General features: G+C 62.6%; 16 protein-coding genes and 1 pseudogene. 3 read left to right on the forward strand and 14 right to left on the reverse strand.

Annotation, left to right across the window (positions count from 1 at the left end):
- Positions 1 to 29: 29 nt before the first annotated feature.
- The 14 genes from GDA49_05555 to GDA49_05620 all read right to left on the reverse strand — a co-directional run bounded on the left by GDA49_05555 (position 30) and on the right by GDA49_05620 (position 14,173).
- Positions 30 to 374 (reverse strand): phage virion morphogenesis protein, encoded by a 345-nt coding sequence (locus tag GDA49_05555; protein ID MBC6439871.1) that lies wholly within the window; start codon positions 372 to 374, stop codon positions 30 to 32.
- A gap of 12 nt (positions 375 to 386) precedes the next feature.
- Entirely contained in the window at positions 387 to 1,157 is a 771-nt protein-coding gene (locus GDA49_05560; protein ID MBC6439872.1) for a hypothetical protein, read from the reverse strand.
- Positions 1,132 to 1,635 carry a DUF488 domain-containing protein gene (locus tag GDA49_05565; GenBank protein MBC6439873.1) on the reverse strand — a complete coding sequence of 168 codons (504 nt, stop codon included), beginning with the start codon at positions 1,633 to 1,635 and terminating at the stop codon, positions 1,132 to 1,134. Before GDA49_05565 ends, GDA49_05560 begins: the two co-directional genes overlap by 26 nt.
- 19 nt (positions 1,636 to 1,654) lie before the next feature.
- Positions 1,655 to 1,873, reverse strand: coding sequence for a hypothetical protein (locus GDA49_05570; GenBank protein MBC6439874.1), 219 nt, complete (start codon positions 1,871 to 1,873; stop codon positions 1,655 to 1,657).
- On the reverse strand, positions 1,825 to 2,172 hold the full coding sequence (locus tag GDA49_05575; protein ID MBC6439875.1) for a hypothetical protein: 348 nt from the start codon (positions 2,170 to 2,172) through the stop codon (positions 1,825 to 1,827). The genes GDA49_05570 and GDA49_05575 overlap by 49 nt, the downstream gene beginning before the upstream one ends.
- A 482-nt stretch (positions 2,173 to 2,654) precedes the next feature.
- Positions 2,655 to 4,694, reverse strand: a complete 2,040-nt coding sequence (locus GDA49_05580; GenBank protein MBC6439876.1) for a hypothetical protein — start codon at positions 4,692 to 4,694, stop codon at positions 2,655 to 2,657.
- Between the two features lie 295 nt (positions 4,695 to 4,989).
- The gene (locus tag GDA49_05585) at positions 4,990 to 6,183 is read right to left on the reverse strand and encodes an ImmA/IrrE family metallo-endopeptidase (GenBank protein ID MBC6439877.1); all 1,194 of its coding nucleotides are present in this window, start codon (positions 6,181 to 6,183) and stop codon (positions 4,990 to 4,992) included.
- 31 nt (positions 6,184 to 6,214) lie between these two features.
- Complete coding sequence (locus tag GDA49_05590; protein MBC6439878.1) at positions 6,215 to 6,898, reverse strand: hypothetical protein; 684 nt, start codon at positions 6,896 to 6,898, stop codon at positions 6,215 to 6,217.
- A gap of 54 nt (positions 6,899 to 6,952) precedes the next feature.
- A complete protein-coding gene (locus GDA49_05595) occupies positions 6,953 to 7,153 on the reverse strand; it encodes a hypothetical protein (protein MBC6439879.1) in 201 nt (66 codons plus the stop codon).
- A 122-nt stretch (positions 7,154 to 7,275) separates the two neighbouring features.
- Positions 7,276 to 8,193, reverse strand: coding sequence for an N-formylglutamate deformylase (gene hutG, locus GDA49_05600; protein ID MBC6439880.1), 918 nt, complete (start codon positions 8,191 to 8,193; stop codon positions 7,276 to 7,278).
- Positions 8,153 to 10,564 (reverse strand): penicillin acylase family protein, encoded by a 2,412-nt coding sequence (locus GDA49_05605; GenBank protein MBC6439881.1) that lies wholly within the window; start codon positions 10,562 to 10,564, stop codon positions 8,153 to 8,155. Before GDA49_05605 ends, hutG begins: the two co-directional genes overlap by 41 nt.
- 31 nt (positions 10,565 to 10,595) lie before the next feature.
- Positions 10,596 to 11,747, reverse strand: a complete 1,152-nt coding sequence (locus tag GDA49_05610; protein MBC6439882.1) for a CoA transferase — start codon at positions 11,745 to 11,747, stop codon at positions 10,596 to 10,598.
- 73 nt (positions 11,748 to 11,820) lie between these two features.
- Positions 11,821 to 12,825, reverse strand: coding sequence for a porphobilinogen synthase (hemB, locus tag GDA49_05615; protein MBC6439883.1), 1,005 nt, complete (start codon positions 12,823 to 12,825; stop codon positions 11,821 to 11,823).
- A gap of 10 nt (positions 12,826 to 12,835) precedes the next feature.
- Positions 12,836 to 14,173, reverse strand: a complete 1,338-nt coding sequence (locus GDA49_05620) for a PLP-dependent transferase (protein MBC6439884.1) — start codon at positions 14,171 to 14,173, stop codon at positions 12,836 to 12,838.
- Positions 14,174 to 14,874: 701 nt separating this feature from the next.
- Between GDA49_05620 and GDA49_05625 the strand changes: the two genes are divergently transcribed.
- The 3 genes and pseudogenes from GDA49_05625 (at position 14,875) to GDA49_05635 (ending at position 22,188) form a co-directional block, all read left to right on the forward strand.
- On the forward strand, positions 14,875 to 15,594 hold the full coding sequence (locus tag GDA49_05625; GenBank protein MBC6439885.1) for a type 1 glutamine amidotransferase: 720 nt from the start codon (positions 14,875 to 14,877) through the stop codon (positions 15,592 to 15,594).
- Positions 15,595 to 15,661: 67 nt separating this feature from the next.
- Positions 15,662 to 19,294: pseudogene (locus GDA49_05630) on the forward strand (DUF3883 domain-containing protein).
- Positions 19,291 to 22,188 (forward strand): DUF1156 domain-containing protein, encoded by a 2,898-nt coding sequence (locus tag GDA49_05635; protein MBC6439886.1) that lies wholly within the window; start codon positions 19,291 to 19,293, stop codon positions 22,186 to 22,188. The pseudogene GDA49_05630 and the gene GDA49_05635 overlap by 4 nt, the downstream one beginning before the upstream one ends.
- The last annotated feature ends 4 nt before the right edge of the window (positions 22,189 to 22,192 follow it).

Below are 22,192 nucleotides of genomic sequence, written 5' to 3' on the forward strand. Positions count from 1 at the left end.
AAATCATCAACACCGCGTCGGGGATTGGATCAGGGTGCTGTGGTGGCGTCGTCGAGTGCTTTGAGGACGATGCGCGAGATGGCGTCCTGGTCTTCGTCGGAGAGTCCGAGAAAGGGTCTTGCGGGGATGTTGCCTTTGGTCGCGCCGAACTGGTGTGTTGCGGCGTAGACCGAGGGCGAGCCGATGGTGACCTCGTCGGCTGTGGCGCGGTAGGCGATGTTGCCGCGAAGGAAGCCTCGCCATGTGAGCACCTTGTCGCGGTTGCGCTTCTTGCGGCCCTTCGTCGTCTCGCTGAGCGGTGCCCAAGGCTGCCCGTCCGGATCGGTCTGGGTGCGGAAGCGCTCGCGGGTCGTGTTGAGCAGGTGCTCGCCGATTGATGATCATCGTCAGAACAGCGTTGGCTCATCAACTCCGTCTAGGCGAACCACACCGTTGATCAGCCAAGTATCTGGATACAACGAATGTGTGCCCATGGCGAAGAGCATCCCTTTTTTGGGATAATCCTCGCCATAAACACGCTGAATTTTCGCCAGCGCTTCCTCGCCACCATACTCCTTGGCCCAACGATAATAGGTCGCCTCGGTCTCCCAATCTTGGCATGTACCCTCTCTTTCTCCGTCATCAGTGCGATATTTGTACTTGAATCGATATGGGCATGGCTCGTAAGGAATAATAGGCGTTGTATTGAAAAGTTCGGCCTGGCGCCGCAAAGCCTCAAACTTCTCATTCTCATTTTTGACTTCCTTGGTCGTCTTCTTCTCAATGCGGAAACCAATGATTTCCGCTTTCAGAAGCGCAAGACTTCGGCCTTTTGATCGCTCAGAATCAAGTCCGCTGACAATAGAACTCGCCAAGAATGTTCTTCGCTCTGACTTTTTTAGCGAGCCAACAATCTTAATGCTCCCTTGATCAACGCGGTGGCTTTCTATGCGTGGATCATCACTGGCGCGCCGACATTTGAAACGGATTCGCTGCCAACGACGGAACTTCTGCGTCTCGTCAAGGCTTCTGAATGAGATCGGATAGAGACGAAGCCAGCGTCCGTGAAGATCAATGACGGCGCAACAAACAGTCTCGCCGTGCTTCTGTCCAACCCGCGGTGCCGCCTTGATTATGACGACCGCCTCGGTCTCACCCGAACGAATGAGCTGATTCATTTTGTTCGCCATAACCCGTGTCAACGACTCCCCGTAAGACACCAAGATGGCTGACTTCAAGAGCCTCGCCCCGCTTCACAAGCTCTTCGGCCACGATGGCCCTGTGACAGCACTTATGGTCACGTTCGAAGCAAAGAAGGCAGATCCTTGAGTTTGTGCCAAGTTTACTGACTTCTTCCAAGGCGGCCTGAGCATCTTCACCCATCAAATGCGCACGAAAGATTCGTTCAAAGACCTCTTTATAGCCTCGTTTTGCCGCATCCCGGCCCGCTTTCGGGTCGCCAAGGGCCCGGAAGTGAGCGTACTCAAGGCCGGCATCACTTACAGCTTGAGAAAGCGCGCGCTTTGAGAAGCCGCGCTTCCGTGAAACCGGGACTTCACGGATATCAACCAGTACGTCTACGCTGTGCAACTTCAACGTAGCGATGAAGTCCTCAATCGACGACTTCTCATATCCGATAGTATGAACCGTGATCATCGATCCCTGCCCTGTTCGGTCAGAACAGGCCGAGGCGGAGGCTGTGGCCGTCGGTGGTGAGGGGGAGGCCGCGCGCGTCCTTTTCGCCGGTGAGGGTGAGGATAGTGCCGGGCGGGACCGGGGTCTCGCGGCCGGCCTCGTCGAGGATCGTGGCGGCGACGTGGGATGTCTCGCCGTTGGGCCATGTGATCAGGGCACCGGCGGGGGTGAGGGGTGTGGGCTCGATGCCGTCGAACACCGGGGGGAGGGTGACGGTGATGCCGAGGTAGGGCTCTCGCCGGGCGGGTGGACGCCCTGCCAGACGAGCGTCAGCAGGCGGAGCAGGTCGGCGGGATCGTGACCGGGGTCGCGCACGTCGATGCTGCAATCGTCGAGCATGATGCGGACGGGCTCGCCGCGCGCGGCCCGCTCGGCCTCGTCGTTGAGCCAGGGCACGGCGCTGTGCTCGCCCGAGAAGGTTCCGGCAACATCGTCCCAGACGATGGAGCGCAGGGTGTCGTCCTGCGGGGTGGGCAGCATGATGGTGTGTGTGGCCATGGTCAGGGATCGTAGTGGAAGAGGACGCCGAGAACCAGATCGAGCATTTCGGGATCGCGGGCGGCCAGGGTGGCGATGTCGGCGGTCTCGATCTCGCCGGGTCAGCGTGGGGAGGTCGTAGAAGGTGAGCTGGATGGCGCGGGTGATGACCTCCGGCGCGGGGCGCTGGGTGTCGTAGCCCATCTCCGCGAGCTGGTCGCGCGAGTATTGCGCGCCGAAATAGGCATCCTCGCGACCGCGGGCGCGGCAGCCGCGCAGGCGGGCGGCTCGGCAGGGTTGATATGTATCCGGGCACCGTAGAGCGCGGCCAGCGTCCCGCCCCTGCGATCCTTGTCAGGCCGAAACGGATCGCACCTGGCTGGAAATCGTCTGCGATTCCAGCCAGGTGCGCCAAGTGCGTAAACCCACTCCGCATCGGGAGAAACAAGAAGTTTCAGGGGAAGTTTCAGGCGGCCATGCCGCCTGAACTCTTCCTTCGGTACTCAGTTCTGGACAGCGTAAAACGCCCCGCCTGCGATATCGGTGGCTGATCCGTCTGTCGTAAAGGATCCTGTAAGTCCTCCGTGTACCAGCAACGACCCATCGTTATCGTACACGTTACCGTCCATCGACCCTCCGACCAATGTGGTGGTGGTTGTACCATCATCATCAAGAGTGATGACACCATTCAGGGTGCTGTCAATCTCGGTTGCAGTGATCGTTCCGGAACCTGCAAGCTGCCCCGACAAGTCACCGCGCCTGAACTGCCTGAAATCGCTTGCAGATGTCGTGACCGTACCTGCACCGAAATCGGCCTCGATTGTGAGATTGCCGATGACACGACGATCCGAGAAGAGATTGTCAGCCTTGACATATCCCGTCAGGGTACCTGTCCCAACGGGAAGAGTATCCGGGGCTTCAAGACGCCCATTCTCGACAGCTGCATTGATGAAAGCGAGGTTGTCGATTCGCTGGAGATGTTGGAACGGTCTGATTGTTGCACCTTGACCGGCACCGCGCGGGGTTCCGAGACGCTCCAGACCGGATGCGATGTCTTTACTCCTCTCGATGGCGAAAAACTTGCCGTTGTTGATAGCAAGACTGCCTGGCGATGATCCATCGGTGATTCTGGCGACTTGTTTGGCCCCTCTTTTTTTGCCTTTAAGGCTGTTCTCGCTTGCAGGCGTATAGGTTCCTGTAACCGCTCCGAGCAACACCAGTTTGTCGCCGTTGCCGTTCCTGTGAAGCTGGCCTGTCATGTCGGCATCGACGTCTATGTCACCGATTCTACCGTCACTGAGCTTGCCATTCAGGCTGCTTGTAAATCCACCGGGGCCCGCAGCGATCGTTCCATCACCGGAAAGGGTCCCGTAAATCCTGCCACGACCATCCCAGCCATTCGTCGGCTCACCTCTGCCCGACCACACGGATTGCTGCCAGTGCTCCCCGGTAGTGTCAACGCCATTTGCAAAGAAGTAGTTGTCAAGCCCATCGCCGGGGCGTCCGGCGGCGAACTCCCTGAAATTGCCCGCGGTTGTCGTGACCGTACCGCTATCGAAATCCGCGTCGACTGCGAGACGGCCAAGGATATAGTTTCTGCTGCCATAGATATACTCAGACGATGTGAAGTAGTCCGTCTTTATATATCCCGTCAAGACGCCTCTCCCGGCCGGGAGAGTCCTCGGGGCCTCAAGACGGCCAGCTTCGACAGCTGTATCGAACAGACTGAAAGCATCGACTTGCCTGAGATAAGTGGCCCGGGAGATAGTTGCTCTTGCCCCAGGTCCCTTGCTGGCGATGAGGACCATACCGGGCGCGCTGTTGTCTCTCTTGTTGGTGGCGAAAAACTTGCCGCTAGTGATATCTGCAGTTCGCGAACGTGAGATAAGTTCTGTGCGATCGCGGTTGCGTTTGACTGATATATAGGTTCCTGTAACGCCGCCGTGCACCAGGGTTGCACCACCGTTATTGGAAACCCTGCCTTCGAGATCGGCATCGACGACGATGTGGTTCGGTGAATTGCCCTCAAGAGCGCCGAGCAGATTGCTTCTGATTTCCGTTCGGCTGATGGTTCCGCTACCCGAAAGAGTCCCGTAAAACCTGCCACGACCATTCCAGCCAAATACCCGCCGGTTGTGATGGGTGTTAAACCGATAAAAATTGCCCGCAAATGTCTTGACCGTCCCTTGACCGAAATCGGCGATGACTGCGAGATGGCCAATGAGATAGTTGGTAACAACGGCACCGAAAAAATCGGGCACATCAGTCCGTATGTATCCCGTCAAGGTGCCTTTCCCAGCCGGAAGAGCCACCGGGGCCTCAAGACGGCCACCTGCGACAGCTTGATCAATCCGATTTATACTGTCGCGTAGTGCTCGATACACGTCCCGGTTGATTGTTACATTTCGACCGGTTTCCTTACCGCTTTTACCGTGTTGGATTTGAACGGTGGGGGCCGGATCGGTTGTACCCGGAACCTGAGCCTGGGCGGACACGCCGGCAATCAGGATCATGCCTGCAACAGCGGCTGATAACTTGTTCATGGTCTATCCCCTCCATGGGTTGTTCCAAGACGGCCACTGACTAGCCGATCAAGGCGATGGGCGTCAATCTCTTTCTGCAGCACTTATCCACAGCAAAATGCCGATTCCGACATTCACATCCCGCTGCCCGAAGAGCTCGGGAGATGAAATGACTCAGCCCTCGGCGATCGAGGTCATGACAGGCTGCGGGTCGGCGACGGTCTGGCTGAGCTTCTGAAGCGCCTTGCGCAGGGCGTCGTCGTCGATGGTGACCTCGATGCGTGTCCTTCCGAGAGTGTCGCCGACTGTCCTGGGGCTAATCCCGATTAAACGACACGACGGAACCGCCACCAACATTTGAGCTGTCCGGCCGTTTCAGCTTCGGCAAGGCCACCACGTCCGCCGCTTTGGTTGTCATATATCCCCGAGGCAACCCGCAAAGCGCCTCCACATCAGATCCATGGAGCCGGAAATCGTTCAACAGCGCTTCGCGACTTCGCACCTGTTCCTCGACCAACAGCCGCACCGAGCGGCTCAGCAGGCGTGGATATTCGCGGGCAAGTTCGTCGTCCATTGGCTCACTCTTTCGCCATCCCCGAGCGCTGTAATGTTTCCAGAGCCGCCGTTGATGTTCCTCGCTCAGCATGCCGAGCCTGGCGCAGCGTATGATCATTGCGCCCACAGACGTCTTCCAGTGCTCCTTGAGAGCAACAAAGGCATTGAGCGAGGGAGACCAGATTTCCGGTGAGAAACTCTCCGCGGGCATGAGGAAGGCCGCGGCAAAATCGAAGGCCTGCCGCTCGATTTCCTTGAAGTCCGCGCTGTTGTTCAGAGGCCTCGGCTTGAGACTGTGGTGCAGCACCAGGTGCCCCAACTCATGTGCTGCGTCCATGCGCGACCGGACACAGGTATCCTTGTCGCGCGCGATGAGCACGTAGGGCCGACCGTCTGCCGCCGACCAGTTCGACAGCCCGTCCATTTTGACGGTGCCCACTTCTTCCTTGACGACGACGATCCCGGCGTTCTCAAGAACAAGCAACACGTCGGCAATGGGGCCTGCGCCCAGATTCCACGTCGCCCGGCACGCGCTCGCCATGTGTTCGATATCTTCGTTTCGGATCTCCCCGTGGTTGCTCACGTCGAGGCGCGGCACATTGACCTCGGGCAGATCCACCCATTCCTGGAGGCTCAGCGCGATATCCTGTGCCCATCGCATCCGCGCTTGTGTCCGCTTGCGCACGGACTGCGTGGTGCTCGCCATCGAGCGGAAGAACATCGGGGCCGGACCATGATCCGGCAGTGGCCGCAGAAAGAATGCGACGGGCACGTTGAGCGTGCGCGCCAACGCCTCCACCGCTTCCGGTTCGGGTGATTGTCCTCCGCCCTCCCAGCGCGAAATGCTGGAGCTTGTTCGGGTGATCAACTCAGCGAGCGCCACCTGTGTAAGGCCCCGGGCATCCCGGGCCTCCACCAGTCGCTCTGCTCTGAACCCCGGTGTGCCATTGCGCATGGTCTTTCTCCCCGCGCCCCGATGCCGGGGTCTAAGCTGTTGGATCGCCGGGCAGTGTCTTCTTGAGACGCGGCACGGCCCTGTCCTTTACGTCGACCGAGGCTTCGGGCGGCGTGTGGGTCTTCGTCTCGACATCATGGTAACGGGCCAGCAGCTTCTGGATCGGTTCCAGAACCACCCATTCCGCCAAGTCGCTGCGCGGAATCCCAAGTCCCACGAAGGCCGGGATGCTCGCGTCGCCGTTCTGCCGATACGCCGTCACCACAATCATCCCGCAAAGCTGTTCCGAGGATGGCCTGGGCTCCGTCCGAAGGAGATCGAGCTGGCACGGATCCAGCCATTCATTCAGCGCCGCCTGTTCCCTCCGGAACCGTGTCGGACGGGGCGGGCCGCAATGCACTTGCACGTTGCCCCGGATCAGATGCACGCCTTCATGGCTCACCAGGCTGTAGCGGCCACCGGCGGGCTTGGTATGCAGAGCCACCGCCGTCATTCCCGCACCCTCTGCCGCCGTCCTGAACCCTTCTTCGCAGCAAGCATGGCGCGCCTGTCCGAGCATGTTGGCCCGCTCGGGCTCGGCATAGTCCCGGCGCGTCACGCGCAGCGCCTTCGCAAAGGCTGCGTCCATCTGTTCCATGAGGCTTTGAAAGAAGGCCTTCGGGTAGTTCGTCAGGATGCGGGCAATTGGATCGGTCATTCTGCTTTCCCACGGCATATTTGCGTTATCAGGGAAAATAGTATCATTCTTTTGTGTTAACAAGCCTCTAGTTCAGAACAGGCCGAAGCGGAGGCTGCGGCCGTCGGTCGTGAGCGATAGTCCGTCCTCGTCCTTTTCACCGGTGAGGGTGAACGCGGAGCCCGGCGGGGCATGGGTCTGCCTGCCGTTTTCGTCAGAGACCATTGTCGGTGCGTAGAACGGCTCTTCTCCGGGGAAGGTGATGCGGGCACCGCCGGGGATGACGGCCTCCATCTCGCCGGTGGCTGGGTTGAAGACCTTCTTGCGGACCCCAGGGTCGGGCGCGCGATCGGGCCCGGACTTGCCGATGCGGGCGAGGTCAATCCCCGCGCCGTGACGGCGTTGTCGCCCGCCGCTCAGCCCTCGGCGATCCAGCCCAGCCCGGCCCGGATCATCCGTTCGATGGCCCCGGAGACCCGGGCCGCCTGCGTCGGCAGAAAACGGAACGGCGGCTTCTCTTCCATGTAGGTCGCCTGCGACAATTCGAGCTGGATGGCATGGACGCCCTTGTCGGGCCTGCCGAAATGTCGGGTGATATGCCCCCCCTTGAACCGGCCGTTGCAGGCCGTGGTATACCCGTTTTCCGCCTCGGCGCTCGCAACGACGCGCCCGGCAAGTTCGGCGTCTGCGGTGGTGCCGTCGCCCGTGCCCAGATTGAAATCCGGCAGCCGCCCCGCGAAGAACCGCGCCACCTCCGAGCGGATCGAATGGGCATCCCACAACAGGATGCGCCCGTGCCTGCCACAGAGCCGCGCGATCTCGGATGCGATGGCGTCGTGATAGGGCTGCCAGAAACTCTCGATGCGGCGCGCTGTCTCGGTCCCGTCGGGTTCCTGGCCGGGCAGGTAGATCGGCTCGTGATCGAAGGTCGTCAGCGGGCAGAGCTCCGTGTTGTCGGCACCGGGATAAAGCGACCTGTTGTCGGGTGCCCGGTTCAGATCGATCACGTAGCGGGAATGGGTGGCCGCAATGACGGTGGCCTCGCCTGCGGCGGCAAAACCCTCGCCTGCGGCGGCAAAGTCCTTGCCTGCGGCGGCAAAGCCATAAAGCCGGTCTGTATGCCAGTCGGTGTCGGGCACACGGCGCGCCATAGGCGTCATGCTGTCGGCAAGATCGGCCGGCAGATGGGTGCCGACATGCGGCATACTGATGATGAGCGGCGCGTCACCGCGGCGCAGATGGAAAGGATCCAAGCGCGTTCCTCGGGGGCTGGGGTCGTTACGGCACGCCAGGTTACGGCACGCCGGGTTGCAGGACGAGCCGATGCGCCGCATCGATATGGTCGCGCCCGAGCGGAATGGCAATCGGCCTGTTGGCGAGCCACGGCTCGACCATGTTGTCATAATATGGCGAGAACGGATTGGCCGACTGCCCGGGCAGCACCGCGAAGAAGCCCGTGACCGGCTCATCGAGGTCGATCACCGCGCGCAGGACCGGCCCATGAAGCGCCGTGAAGGCCCGCTCGTCGTCGTTGAAGGCATGACTCGCGGTTGCCACGGTGAAGCGGTCGCCGCCCAGCGGGATTCGGACACCGGTCAGGTCCCGCAGCACCGGGATGAGGCCGAACAGCCTGTGGCGCAGCGTGAGGGCATGGACCTCGCCCCACAGCCATTGCCCGCTGTCCTCGCCGAAGCGCTCGTTGAGGAATCTGGCCGCATCGTCGAACGCCATGCCGGCGAGGTCCCCGCAGGTCGTCGCCGCGCCGGTCTCGCTGTTGGCGCACCAGCCATGGGGGTCGCCCTCGCCAAGCGACAGCACGAAGCTCGGGCGGAACTGCCAGGCGTCGGGGAAGAGCGTGCCGAGATCGTCCTCGTAGATCGCCCGCGTGAAGGCGCGATACCAGGCATGGAAGACGGTCGGCGCGATCAGCGCCGGATCCATCGCGCCGTCCCAGCCGATCAGCGCCGCTTGCAGCCGCCGGCCCGCCTCGGTCTGCGGTTCGCCGGCAAGGGCGATGGGGATTGCCGCTTCGGCGAACAGGGAGGTCGTGTCGCGCTGGATTGCGGCAAAACTCTCGACACTGTGGCTGTCGCTCCGACCGATCAGGTCGGCAATGCGTCGGGCACGATAGCCCGGCTGCCATTCGTGGCTGATGAAATAGGGATAATCGTCACCGACGAGCCGGTGGTTTGCGGTCACGATTGCGCCGGTCTCAGGGTTCAGAAGCCTCGGGAGGTCGTCATGGGGAATCTGCCCGATCCAGTCGGCCTCGCCGGTCCAGCCCGGCATCGGCACCAGGCCCTCGCCCGACTTGCGGACAGGCACGATAGCGGGCGCCAGAAGACCGATATTGCCGCGCCGGTCGCCATAGACGATGTTCTGCATCGGCCCGGCATAGCGCCGTCCCGAGGCAACGAAATCGTCCCAGTCGCGCGCCACATGAAGCGCAAGGCCCGCCTCGACCGAACGGTCGTCGTCCTGCAGCATGGTCCACGACAGGGCCAGCGCCTCGCCCTCGCCGGTCAGCCCCGTGGCTTCCCCGCGCACGCCGGTCAGGATCGGGCCGTGCCGTGTCTCCAGCATGGAGATCCTGTCGTCCCCGGCGAAACGCACAACGATGGTTTCCTCGCGCACGGCGAAGGGCTCCGAACCCTCGGGCGTCAGGTAATGCCCGGGACGTTCGGGATCGAGCCGCTCGATATAGAGGTCCTGCGTATCGGGGCCTGTATTGGTGACGCCCCAGGCGATGCGCCCGTTGGTGCCGACGATGACGAGCGGCAGGCCCGGCAGTGTCGCACCGGCGACCGCGAGGCCCGGCGCTTCCAGGTGGGCGAGATACCAGATTGCCGGGATCGAGAAACCGAGATGGGGATCGTTGGCCAGCAGGGGGCGGCCCGATGCGGTATGGCGACCGTCGACCACCCAGCTGTTGGAGCCGTTCAAGCCATGACTGCCCGCTGGCAGCAGGCGGTTGAGGAGCATGGCCGCCGCCTCAGGCTCGACCCCGGTCGCATCGTTAATGATAGTCGGCGCATCCGCCGGCACATCGGGAAAGAAACTCGCGGTCTTCTCCGGCCCGATCCGCGCGATCATCGCCGCCCGCAGGGCTTCCGACCGCCAGTTACCCGACAGGTGGAGCGCCATCACCTTGAGCCAGGCCACGGAGTCGGCGGCTGTCCACGGCTCCGGCCTGTCGGCCATCAGAATCGCGAACTCGGGCGCGAGCGGCCCCTTGTGGCTTGCCATATAGGCGTTCACGCCGGCAGCATAGGCGTTGAACGACTCGCGCGCAGACATGTCGAGCGCCGTGACGCTGGCCTGCGCGGCACTGTGCAGGTCAAGCAACCGCATGAACCTGTCGACCTCGGCCGTGAGCGGCCCCAGCACCTCGGAGAGCCGTCCCTGGCTCAGGCGTCGCTGCTGCTCCATCTGGAACATGCGGTCCTGGGCATGGGCAAAACCGAGGCCGAAATAGGCATCGTTGATGGATTGGGCATGAATATGGGGAATGCCATGGCCATCGCGCAGGATTTCGACCTCGCCCGCCAGTCCGGCAACCCCTCCGGCAAGCACAATTGTGCCGTCGAGTTGCGGGGTCGCCTGGCGGAGCCAGAGGAACAGGGCGCCGAGGCCCAGCACCGCGAGCACGGCGAGCAGGGCGAGAACCCGCACTGTTCTCCGCACCGTTCTCCGCAGAAACGACATGCGTTTCCCTCTCCGTCTCCTTCTCGACACGTTACCCCTGCTTCCTGAACTCGTTTATGAGATTCCTGCGATGTTCGTCCAGCCTCGGCACGGGACCGCGCTCGCCCGGATCGTCAAATCCCGACAGCTTGATCGGATTGCCGGAAAAACGCATCGTTCCGGCCTCGGGGTCTTGCGTTGTGACCACCATGTTGCGCGCAATCACCTGGGGGTCCGCCATGACCTGTGCGACATTGTTGATCGCGCCGCAGGGCACCCCCGCCGCCTGAACGACCCTGAGCCAGTGTTCTGTCGTGTTGCCGTGAAGGATCGCCTCGATCTCGGCGTTCAGCTGCGCGGCATGGTTCGCCCGTTTGGCATTCGTCCGGTAGCGCGCGTCCTCAGCCATCGCCGGACGACCCAGGGCTTCGGCCAGGCGGGCAAAGAGCCTGTCGTTGCCCGCCGCGATGACGATATGGCCGTCCCCGGTCCCGAAGGCGGCGAAGGGCACGATGGAGGGATGCCTTGCGCCGAGCGGTCCCGGGATCTCCCCGGTCGCCGAATAACGCGCAATGGCGTTTTCGAGGATCGCAACCTGACAATCGAGCATGGCGACGTCGATCTTGCTCGCCTCGCCCGTGCTGGCCCTGTGATAGAGCGCCGAACAGATGCCAATGGCCGTGAAGAGCGCTGCGGTGATATCGCCGACCGACGTGCCGACGCGGGCCGGTTTGCCGTCGGGCTGTCCGGTCAGGCTCATGATCCCGCCCATGGCCTGAACCACCATGTCATAGGCCGGTCGCGCGCTGTAGGGACCGGAATGACCGAAGCCCGAGACCGCCGCATGGATCAGGCCCGGATAGTCCCGATGCAGGGTTTCCCAGCCGAAGCCCAGCTTCTCCATCACGCCCGGCCTGTAGTTCTCGACCACGACATCGGCCCCCGCCAGCAGGGCACGAAACACCTCTCTGTCGTCCTCGTCCTTCAGGTTCAGGGCGATACTTTCCTTGCCCCGGTTGATCGCGGCGAAATAGCCCGACACAGACCCCATGAACGGCCCCGTGCCGCGCGCTTCGTCACCGCCCGGCGGCTCGACCTTGATGATCCGGGCACCGAGGTCCGACAGCACCATGGTGCAATAGGGACCGGCGAGCACCCGGGTCAGATCGACGACGGTGACGCCGCTCAGCGGTCCCTCAGCCATGCGACCCTCCCTGCAACATTCCCTGCAAGAGGCCCCCGACACGCAACCCCCCCGACACGCAACCCCGCCCCGGTCAACCCTTCAGGCGTCTGGCGATCCCGAGGGCCGCATAGGTCAGCACGCCGTCGCAGCCGGCCCGCTTGAAACACATCAGGGCTTCCGGCCAGACCGTTTCGGCATCGAGCCAGCCGTTGCGGCACGCGCCTTCGATCATTGCGTATTCGCCCGAGACCTGATAGGCGAAGGTCGGGACGCCGAACATGTCCTTCACCCGGCGGCAGATGTCGAGATAGGGCATACCGGGTTTGATTATCACCATATCCGCCCCCTCGTCGAGGTCGAAGGCGACCTCGCGCAGGGCCTCGTCGCCATTGGCGGGGTCCATCTGATAGCTTCGCTTGTCGCCGATCAGCTTGCCCGCCGACCCCAGCGCATCGCGGAACGGCCCGTAGAAGCCCGAGGCGTATTTCGCCGAATAGGCCATGATCGGGACATGGCTGAAGCCGCCATCGTCCAGCCCCTTGCGGATCGCGCCGATCCGCCCGTCCATCATGTCGCTCGGCGCAATCGCGTCGCAGCCCGCCTCGGCCTGCACAAGCGCCTGATTGACCAGCACCTCAAGCGTCGCGTCGTTGAGCACCTCATCGCCCGCCATCACCCCGTCGTGGCCATGGGTCGTGAAGGGATCGAGCGCGACATCGACCATCACGCCCAGCCCCTCGACCTCCGCCTTGATCGCACGGATAGCGCGGCAGACGAGATTGTCGCCATTCGTCGCCTCGCGCCCGTCGGCTGTCTTGAGCGCCTGCGGCGTCACGGGGAAGAGCGCCATCGCCGGAATCCCCAGATCGCGCGCTTCCCTGGCCGCTTCCACAAGCCGGTCGAGGCTGAGACGGTCGACGCCCGGCATGGAGGCCACCGGCTCCCGCACGCCCTCGCCATCGCGCACGAAGACGGGCCAGATCAGATCGCCCGCCGTCACGCTGCTTTCGCTGACCAGCGCGCGGGACCACGCACTGCGCCGGTTGCGTCGCAGTCTGGTCGTCGGGAACTGACCGGGAAAGCTGATCGGTGCCAGTTCGGGCTCCTTAGGCCGCGTCGAGGGCCTGGCTCAGGTCCGCAATGATATCGTCGATATGTTCGATGCCAACCGAAAGCCTGACATAACCCTCGGTCACGCCGGTCGCAAGCTGGTCCTCGGGCGCAAGCTGGCTGTGGGTCGTGCTCGCCGGATGGATCGCGAGGCTCCGGGCGTCGCCGATATTGGCAACGTGATAATGCAGCTTCAGGGCATTGATGAACCTGCGACCGGCCTCCTTGCCGCCCGCGAGCTCGAACCCGACAAGCCCGCCACCGAGGCCACCACCGAGACCATTCAGATAGGTATCGGCCCGGCGGCGCAATTCGCCATCCTGCTGGCTCGGATGGATCACGTTGGCGACTTTGCCGTGGCCTTTCAGGAACGCCGCCACCGCCGTGGCGTTTCTGCAATGGCGTTCCATGCGCAGGGGCAGGGTTTCGAGGCCCTGGATGAACTGGAAGGCGTTGAACGGGCTCATCGCCGCACCGACGTCGCGCAGCAGGGTGACGCGCGCCTTGACGATATAGGCGATGGGTCCCAGTGGCTTGACGGCTTGCGTCCAGACCGCGCCGTGATAGCTCGGATCGGGCCGGTTGAGCATCGGGAAGCGCTCGCCCGCGGCTTCCCAGTCGAAATTGCCGCCATCGACCAGCAGACCGCCGATTGAGGTGCCGTGGCCGCCGATATACTTCGTGGTCGAATAGACCGTCACGGCAGCGCCGTGGTCGAAGGGACGGCAGAGGATGGGGCAGGCCGTGTTGTCCATGATCAGCGGAACGCCCAGCGCCCGGCCGATCCCGGCGACCTCCCCGATCGGGAAGACATTGAGCTTCGGGTTCGGCAGGGTTTCGGCGTAGTAGCAGCGTGTGCGGTCGTCGGTCGCCTTGCGGAAGCCCTCAGGATCGGAGGGATCGACATGACGCACCTCGATGCCCATCGTCTTCATCGTGTTCGCAAAAAGGTTCCACGTTCCGCCATAAATGTCTGTCGAGCTTACGAAATTATCCCCTGCATGGCAGATGTTCTGGATCGCGAAAAGGCTCGCAGCCTGGCCCGATGAGAGCGCCAGCGCGGCGGCACCGCCCTCAAGCGCGGCAACGCGCTGTTCCAGCACATCGTTCGTCGGGTTCATGATCCGGGTATAGATATTGCCGAATTCCTTGAGCCCGAAGAGGTTCGAGGCATGTTCGGTATCGTTGAACTGATAGCTCGTCGTCTGATAGATCGGCACCGCGACCGCATTTGTCGTGGCATCCGTGCGGTGCCCGGCGTGCAGAACGATGGTTTCCGGGTGCTTGCTGCCAGTCTTGCTGTCAGCCTTGTTGTCAGTCTCGCTGTCTGTCATGGTCATGTCTCGCTTCTGGTCATGGGGTTTCAACGGGTTACGGTGCCCAAGGGGCCATGGCGACGAATGGGGACGGAATCCTTCGATCCCGTCCCCATCGCCGACCCCGACAGGGCTGCTCCGCCGCCGTTATGGGTAGCCGCTGCCGGGGTGAACACAACCGGACGCACAACCGGACGCAGAACCGGACGCACACAGGCCCGCAAGCCACGGCCTTCGCGCCTGCGGCTTGTCGCCTGTCTGTCCGGTCCTGTCTTCTGTCTGATGCTGCGTTTTGCAACACGCTGAATCTCCGGTCCGCATCCTCTGGGCCCACGGAGATCGCTGGAGATCGCTCCGTGGCGCTTTAGCGTTTGGTGACGCGGGTGCAAGCTGCCCGTCAAATCCCGCGGGTCCGTCAGGGTGGACCATGCCAAACGAAAGAAACTCCCAACCGGAAAGACGGCCAACAAAAAAGACCGCCCCAGCCTTGTGCCGTGCGGTCTCAGCGAACCCCGGGCGCTTTAGCTGGTATTTGTATCGCGCCCCGCAAGCTGTCGCTCAAATCGGCGCTGCCCGAACTGGTACTGCCAGAACCGGCATTCACGGGCTCACTTAAGCATCGCCCCGGCGTTTGTCAACCCTCTAATTTCACGTCGCCCCCTCTTTTTCATCGCCCCAATTCACGGCTATGCTGTGCCGCAGAAGAGGGGGCAAAGCCATTGCGGTTTCTCGTGTTTCAGCATATCGCCGTCGAACATCCCGGCATCTTCCGCGACCTCATGCGCGAACACGGCATCGCCTGGGATGCGGTCGAACTCGATGAGGGCGAGCCGATCCCCTCGCTCGCCCCATACGACGCCCTGATTGTCATGGGCGGCCCCATGGACGTCTTCGACGAGGACGAACTGCCCTGGCTCGCCCCGGAGAAGGCGGCCATCCGCGAGGCCGTGCGCGCGCGCAACATGCCATACTTCGGCTTCTGCCTCGGCCATCAGCTCCTCGCCGATTCCCTGGGCGGCACCTGTGAGCGCATGGCCCGGCCCGAGGTCGGCATCCTGCCCGTCGAACTGACCGCGGAGGGCCGTCGCGACCCCCTCATGGCCGGCATCGCCGACAGCTTCCCCGCGCTGCAATGGCACGGGGTCGCCGTGACGACACTGCCCGAAGGCGGTGTCTCTCTGGCACAGTCGCCGGCCTGCGCCATCCAGGCGCAGCGCGTCGGGCAACATGCCTGTGGCGTGCAATATCACGTCGAGATGACCGCAACCACCGTGCGCGAATGGGCCGCCGTCCCGGCTTACGGCAAGGCGCTCGATGCGGTCATGGGCGAAGGTGCGCTGGAGCGTCTCGATACCGCCTGCGCCTCCGGCATGGCCGACTTCAACCGCGCCTCACGCCTCCTGTTCGGCAACTTTCTCCGGCTCGGCGGACTTCATTGACCGCCCCGCACAAAACCCCATACAAAACGCCCCCCACACACACAAGACCCCCTGCAATCGACGCGACATGAGCACACTTGAGGACATCGGCAGCGGAGCGCTGGTGCGCGGCATAGCGCCCAATCGCGCCGTTCAGGTGGTGAGCGTCGATTGGATCGGTACGCAAGCCGTCAATGTCGTCTATCGCGACGGCAACGGCGCTGTCGCGGAATGCACGCTCTTCCGCGACGACGAACACCGTCTCGACATCGAGGCGAGGGGCCGCCCGTGGTCTTTCGATGCCGATGGAGCCCTCTTGCGCCTTGTCATCGAGGCCAACCGCATCGCCCTCGCGCATCATTTCGACCCCTTCCTCGCAATCCATACAAGCCTTGTCGACCCGCTGCCGCACCAGATTTCGGCAGTCTATGGCGAGATGCTGCCCCGTCAGCCCCTGCGCTTCCTGCTCGCCGACGACCCCGGCGCAGGCAAGACCGTCATGGCCGGGCTTCTCATGAAGGAGCTCATGGCCCGCAGCGACCTCGAGCGCTGCCTTGTCGTCGTCCCCGGAAGCTTGGTCGAGCAATGGCAGGACGAGCTTGGCGAAAAATTCGCTCTCGAATTCGATATCCTGACGCGCGACATGATCGCGACCTCCCGCTCGGGCAATCCGTTCAACGACCGCAATCATCTGATCGTTCGGCTCGATGTCCTCGCGCGCAACGAGGATCTTCAGGAAAAGCTCATGCAGGCCCGCGAATGGGACCTGGTGATCTGCGACGAGGCACACAGGATGGCGGCGACCTGTTCCGGCGGCTAGGTAAAATATACCAGGCGCTACCAGGTCGGCCAGAAGCTCGGACAGCTCTGCCGCCACCTCTTGCTGATGTCGGCAACGCCCCATAACGGCAAGGAAGCGGACTTCCAGCTTTTCATGGCCCTTCTCGATGGCGACCGCTTCGAGGGCCGCTTCCGCGATGGCGTCCATTATGCCGATACGCAGGACATGATGCGCCGCCTCACAAAGGAGGAACTGCTGCGTTTCGATGGCCGCCCGCTCTTCCCCGAACGCCGCGCCTACACGGTCAAATACGACCTCTCGCCGAAAGAGGCCGCCCTTTATACGGCCGTCACCGACTATGTGCGGACAGAGATGAACCGCGTGCAGCGTTTCACCGATACAGACGGCAGGAAGCGCAACAATGTCGGCTTCGCACTCCAGATTCTTCAGCGCCGCCTCGTTTCATCGCCTGCCGCCATCTATCGCTCTCTCGAACGCCGCCGCGAGCGCCTGGAAAACGAACTGTCCGAAGCCCGCCTTGCGGCAAGGGGAAACCCTGTGCACCGGGCCGCTGGCGCTCCCGACGATGACAGGTTGCGCCATATCGCGGGACGCGATCACAGAGAGATGTTCGCGGAACGCGATCGGGAAGACATGCTCGAGGAATTCGGCCAGGAAGAGATTGACGAGATCGAGGACCTGATCTCGACCGCTGCGACAAGTGCCGAAACGGCCGGGCAACTGGCCATCGAGGTCGCCACCCTCAAGGGTCTTGAGGACATGGCATTGGACGTGCTTCAGGCCGGCGAGGATACGAAATGGCAACAGCTCAACCGTATCCTCGATGACGACCTGATGACCGACAGGGACGGCAACCGCCGAAAACTTGTCATTTTCACCGAACCCAAGGACACGCTGCATTATCTCGCGGACAAGGTCCGTGGCCGCCTCGGCAGGCCCGAGGCCGTGGCCGTCATCCATGGCGGCGTGGCGCGTGAGGAGAGGCGCAAGGTGATCGCCCGTTTCATGCAGGATCGCGACCTCATCGTCCTGATCGCGAACGATGCTGCGGGCGAGGGCGTCAACCTTCAGCGCGGCCATCTCATGGTCAACTACGATCTGCCCTGGAATCCGAACAGGATCGAGCAGCGCTTCGGTCGCATCCACCGCATCGGGCAAACCGAGGTCTGCCACCTCTGGAACATCGTCGCCGCCGATACCCGTGAGGGCGAGGTCTACGCCAGACTGCTCGAAAAGCTGGAAGACGCGCGGGAGGCTCTCGGTGGCCGCGTCTACGATGTTCTCGGCGAACTCTTCGAGGGCACCCCGCTCAGGGACCTCCTGTTCGAGGCGATCCGCTATGGCGAGCAGGATGACGTGCGCGCGCGCCTGTTCAGGCAGGTCGACGGTGCCGTCGATCGGCAGCACCTGCGCAACCTGCTTGCCCGCCGCGCCCTGACCGATGACACCATGTCGGAAGCCCGGGTCCATGAACTGGGCCTGGAAATGGAACAGGCGGAAGCGCGACGTTTGCAGCCGCATCATGTCCAGAGCTTCTTTATCGAGGCCTTCCGGCATCTTGGCGGCAGGCTGAAAGCCCGCGAGGACGGCCGCTGGGAAATAACCCATGTCCCCGCCCGCATTCGCGAGCGCGACCGCCAGATCGGCATGGGCGCGCCCGTGCAGAAGAAATACGAACGCATCTGTTTCGAGAAAGCCAGGATCGACCGCCAGCCCGTGGCAACCTTTGTCTGCCCCGGCCACCCCTTGCTTGAGGCCACCACAAGCATCCTCCGTGAACAATACGGCAGGCTCATGAGGCAGGGCGCGGTCATGGTCGATGACACCGATGACGGCACCGCAATCTCTGTCATTGTCCTGATCGAGCACAGCGTTCAGGATGGCCGCCAGGCAAGCACCCCCAACGCGCAGACCCCCAACGCGCAGACCCTCAGCCCGCAGACCCCCGGCCCGCATATCGTCTCCAGCACATTGCAATTCGCCGCAATCGACAAATCCGGCACCGCGACAAACGCCGGCATGGCCCCCCATCTCGATCTGCGCCCCGCGACCCCCGCCGACATCGCACTCCTTGGCGACCGGCTGCAAGACGACGGATTCACCGCCGACATCGAGCAATCCGCCCTCGACTTCGCCACCGTCGAACTCGCCCGGCGTCACCTGGCGGACGTCCGGGCGCGTCGCCTGCCCGCAATCGAAAAGGCCGGGCGGGAAGTCGAGGCGCGCCTCACGAAAGAGATAAACTATTGGGACAGCCGCGCCTTCGAGCTTCAGGAACAGGAAAAGGCCGGCAAAAAGACCCGCCTTGGCTGGCAGAATGCCCGCCGCCGCGCCGAGGACCTCGCCGAACGCCTCAGGCTGCGCCAGGATCGGCTTGAGGAGGAAAAATGCATGACCTCCCGCCCCCCTTGCCTGCGCGGTCGCATGGTCGTCGTGCCCCGAGGCCTCCTCGATGAATGCCACAGGAATCAGGACCTCGCCAATCAAGGCCTCGATGAATCTCCCGCCCCACCGCAATTTGCCGAGGACGGCGCGGCCCGGCGCAGGATCGAGCTCGCCGCCATGGAAGCGGTCATGGCAACCGAGAAAGCCCTTGGCAATGAGCCGACCGACGTCTCCGCCCGCAAGATCGGCTACGATATCGAGTCCCTCGATCCCGCAACCCGCCATTGGCGCTTCATCGAGGTGAAGGGCCGCATCGACGGCGCGAACACCGTCATGATCACGCGCCAGGAAGTGATCACATCCCTGAACAAGCCGGAACAATTCATCCTTGCCATCGTGAGTGTCGAAAACGGTTTCGCGGGCGAGCCCCGCTATATTCGCGGCGCACTCGACGAGCGCGAGCCCCGCTTCGATCAGAACGCCATCCAGTACGATCTCAAACGCCTGCTGGAGCGGGCAGCGGCCCCAACATGACAGACCCCGGCATGACAGAGCCCCCACACGACAGGCCCCCCACAAAAAAGCTCATAGAGGTCGCAATCCCGCTTGAGGCCATCAACAAGGCCTCGGTGAGAGAAAAATCCATCCGGCAGGGCCATCCCTCGACCCTCCATTTGTGGTGGTCACGCAAGCCGCTGGCCGCCTGCCGTGCCGTGCTGTTTGCCCAACTCGTCGACGATCCCTCCGGCCATGTCGATACGCTTCTTGAGGATGAGGATCTCAGGCAGCGCGCGCAAGAGGCCCTCGCCGCCCGTCGCGCCCGACACGCACGCGACGGGGACGACGGCAAGCCGATCCCGCCAGACGACAAGCCGGTTACACTGGAAGACGTGAAAGACATGATCGTCGAACTGGAGCGCAAGCGCCTTTTCGGCATCGTCGAAGACCTTGTGGTCTGGGAAAACAGCACAAACGAGGAGGTCCTTGAGCGCGCCCGGCACGAAATTCGCCGCTGCTTCCCCGAAGAAGAAGACATGCCACGGGTCCACGACCCGTTTTCCGGCGGTGCATCGATCCCCCTTGAGGCCCAGCGTCTCGGGATGCCCTCCCATGCCTCGGACCTGAATCCGGTGGCCGCCCTCATCGGCAAGGCAATGATCGAACTGCCACCCAAATTTGCCGATCGCCCCCCCGTTCATCCCGGCGCGAAAGACCGGATGTCATACCGTGGTGCCGAAGGCCTTGCCGAGGACATACTGTTCTATGCGAGACTGCTGAGCGAAGCCGCGTGGCAAAAGATCGGCCACCTCTACCCCCCGGTTACACTGTCCGACCGTGACGGCGGCGGGCAGGCAACCGTTCTTGCCTGGCTCTGGGCAAGAACCGTCGCCAGCCCGAATCCCGCCGTCGGGGGCGCACACATACCCCTCGTCTCGACCTTCTGGCTCTGCAAGAAACCCAAAAAAAAGGCCTGGGTCGAACCGATCGTTTCGGGAACCGACATCGACTTTGCGGTGAGATATGGCGAACCCGATGACGCGGAAGCCGTGGCCGCAGGCACAAAGGCGGGGCGCGGTGCCAATTTCACCTGTCTGATCACAGGCGACGCCGTTCCGCCCGCTTACGTCAAGGCCGAAGGCATGGCAGGCCGGATGGGCTGGAAACTCATGGCCATCGTCGCCGAGGGGCGCGGGGGACGACGTTATGCTTCACCCACAAAAGCCCATGAGGAAATTGCCTTTTCGCAAACCCCGGAATGGCGACCGGACGGTCCTCTTTCTTATGACCCCCGAAATGTGATGGTGAGCAACTACGGCCTGACACAGGTATCCGACCTTTTTATGAACCGGCAAACCATTGCGCTGAAGACATTCCTCGACTGTATCCCCGAAATCCTCTCCGGGATCGAGACATCCGATGACGATTCGGATGCCTACAGGAACGCGCTTGCCACCTATCTGGCCATGGGTGTCAGCAGGCTTGCGAACAGACAATCGACGGGCAGTGTTTGGAACACTGGTCGCGAAACCGTTGAACATGTGTTTGCAACACATGCTTTGCCGATGCGTTGGAACACGGCGGAAGGCAATCCCTTTTCGACATCGAGCGGCAACTTTATCGGCCAGGTGAAATATCTGGCCAAGGCCGTCGCCGCCCTGCCGGCCTCGCAGCCCGGTGGAAGCGTAAGCCAGCGCCCCGCGCAGACCGTGGATTTCACCGGCACCGTCATGTCAACCGACCCACCCTATTACGACAACGTGCCTTATGCGAATATCTCGGATTTTTTCTATGTCTGGCTGCGCCACGCATTGAAAAGACATTATCCCGATCTTTTCCAGACCGTACTTGTGCCCAAGGCGGAAGAACTCGTTGCCGACAATTATCGGCACGGGGATCGCGACCGGGCGGATCAATTCTTTCTTGAAGGCATGACCGAGGTGCTGCGCCACATGGCGAAGCAGGGGCGCAGCGATATCCCGGCAACCATCTGGTATGCCTTCCGGCAAAACGAGGTCGACGAGGACGGCACCGCATCGAAGGGATGGGCGACCTTCCTGCAAGCGGTGATATCAGCCGGTTATCATGTCGGCGCAACCTGGCCCGTGCGGACCGAGCTGGTGAGCAGCCTGAAAAAGGAGCGCAATGCCCTTTCCACATCCGTGGTGCTGTCCTGTCGCCAGCGCCCCCCCGATGCCCCGACAATGACCCGTTCGGAGTTCCTGCACACCCTGAAACGCGAACTGCCGACGGCCCTGGAAGACATGCAGCGCGCGAACATCGCCCCGGTCGATCTTCCCCAGGCCTCCATCGGTCCGGGAATCGGGATTTTCAGTCGCTGCAAGGCCGTGCTGGAGAGCGACGACAGCAAGATGCCCGTCAGGACCGCATTGCAGATCGTCAACCGGGAGCTGGACGAATTTTTCTCCGCACTGGAAGGCGAATTCGATCCCGAGACCCGCTTCGCCCTCAACTGGTTTGCCCAGCATGGCCATGACAGGGGGCCGTTCAGAGATGCCGACAGTCTGGCCCGGGCCAGAGCCATCTCGGTCGACAGTGTGGACCATGCCGGCATCGTCGAGAGCGCCGCAGGAAACGTCCGCATTCTCACCCGCGATGAACTTGCCGGGGATTGGGACCCCGCCACCGATACGCATCTGACGGTCTGGGAATGCTGCCAGCATCTCATCCGCACACTGCAAGACGGCGGCGAACGTCAAGCGGCAATCCTTCTGAAGAAGATCGGTCCGCAGAGGGCCGACGCCGTAAAGGATTTGGCATACAGGCTTCACGACATCGCATCGAAGCAGAAGAATGCAGGGGAAGCCAATGCCTGCAACGGCCTCATTGCGGTTTGGCCGGATCTGACACAGCAAGCCGCTTCCATCCATGACATGGACAGCAACCGCCAGACAGACTTTAATCTTTAGGGAG

This window comes from Rhodospirillales bacterium, assembly GCA_014323865.1.
Taxonomy (GTDB): Bacteria; Pseudomonadota; Alphaproteobacteria; order SP197; family SP197; genus SP197.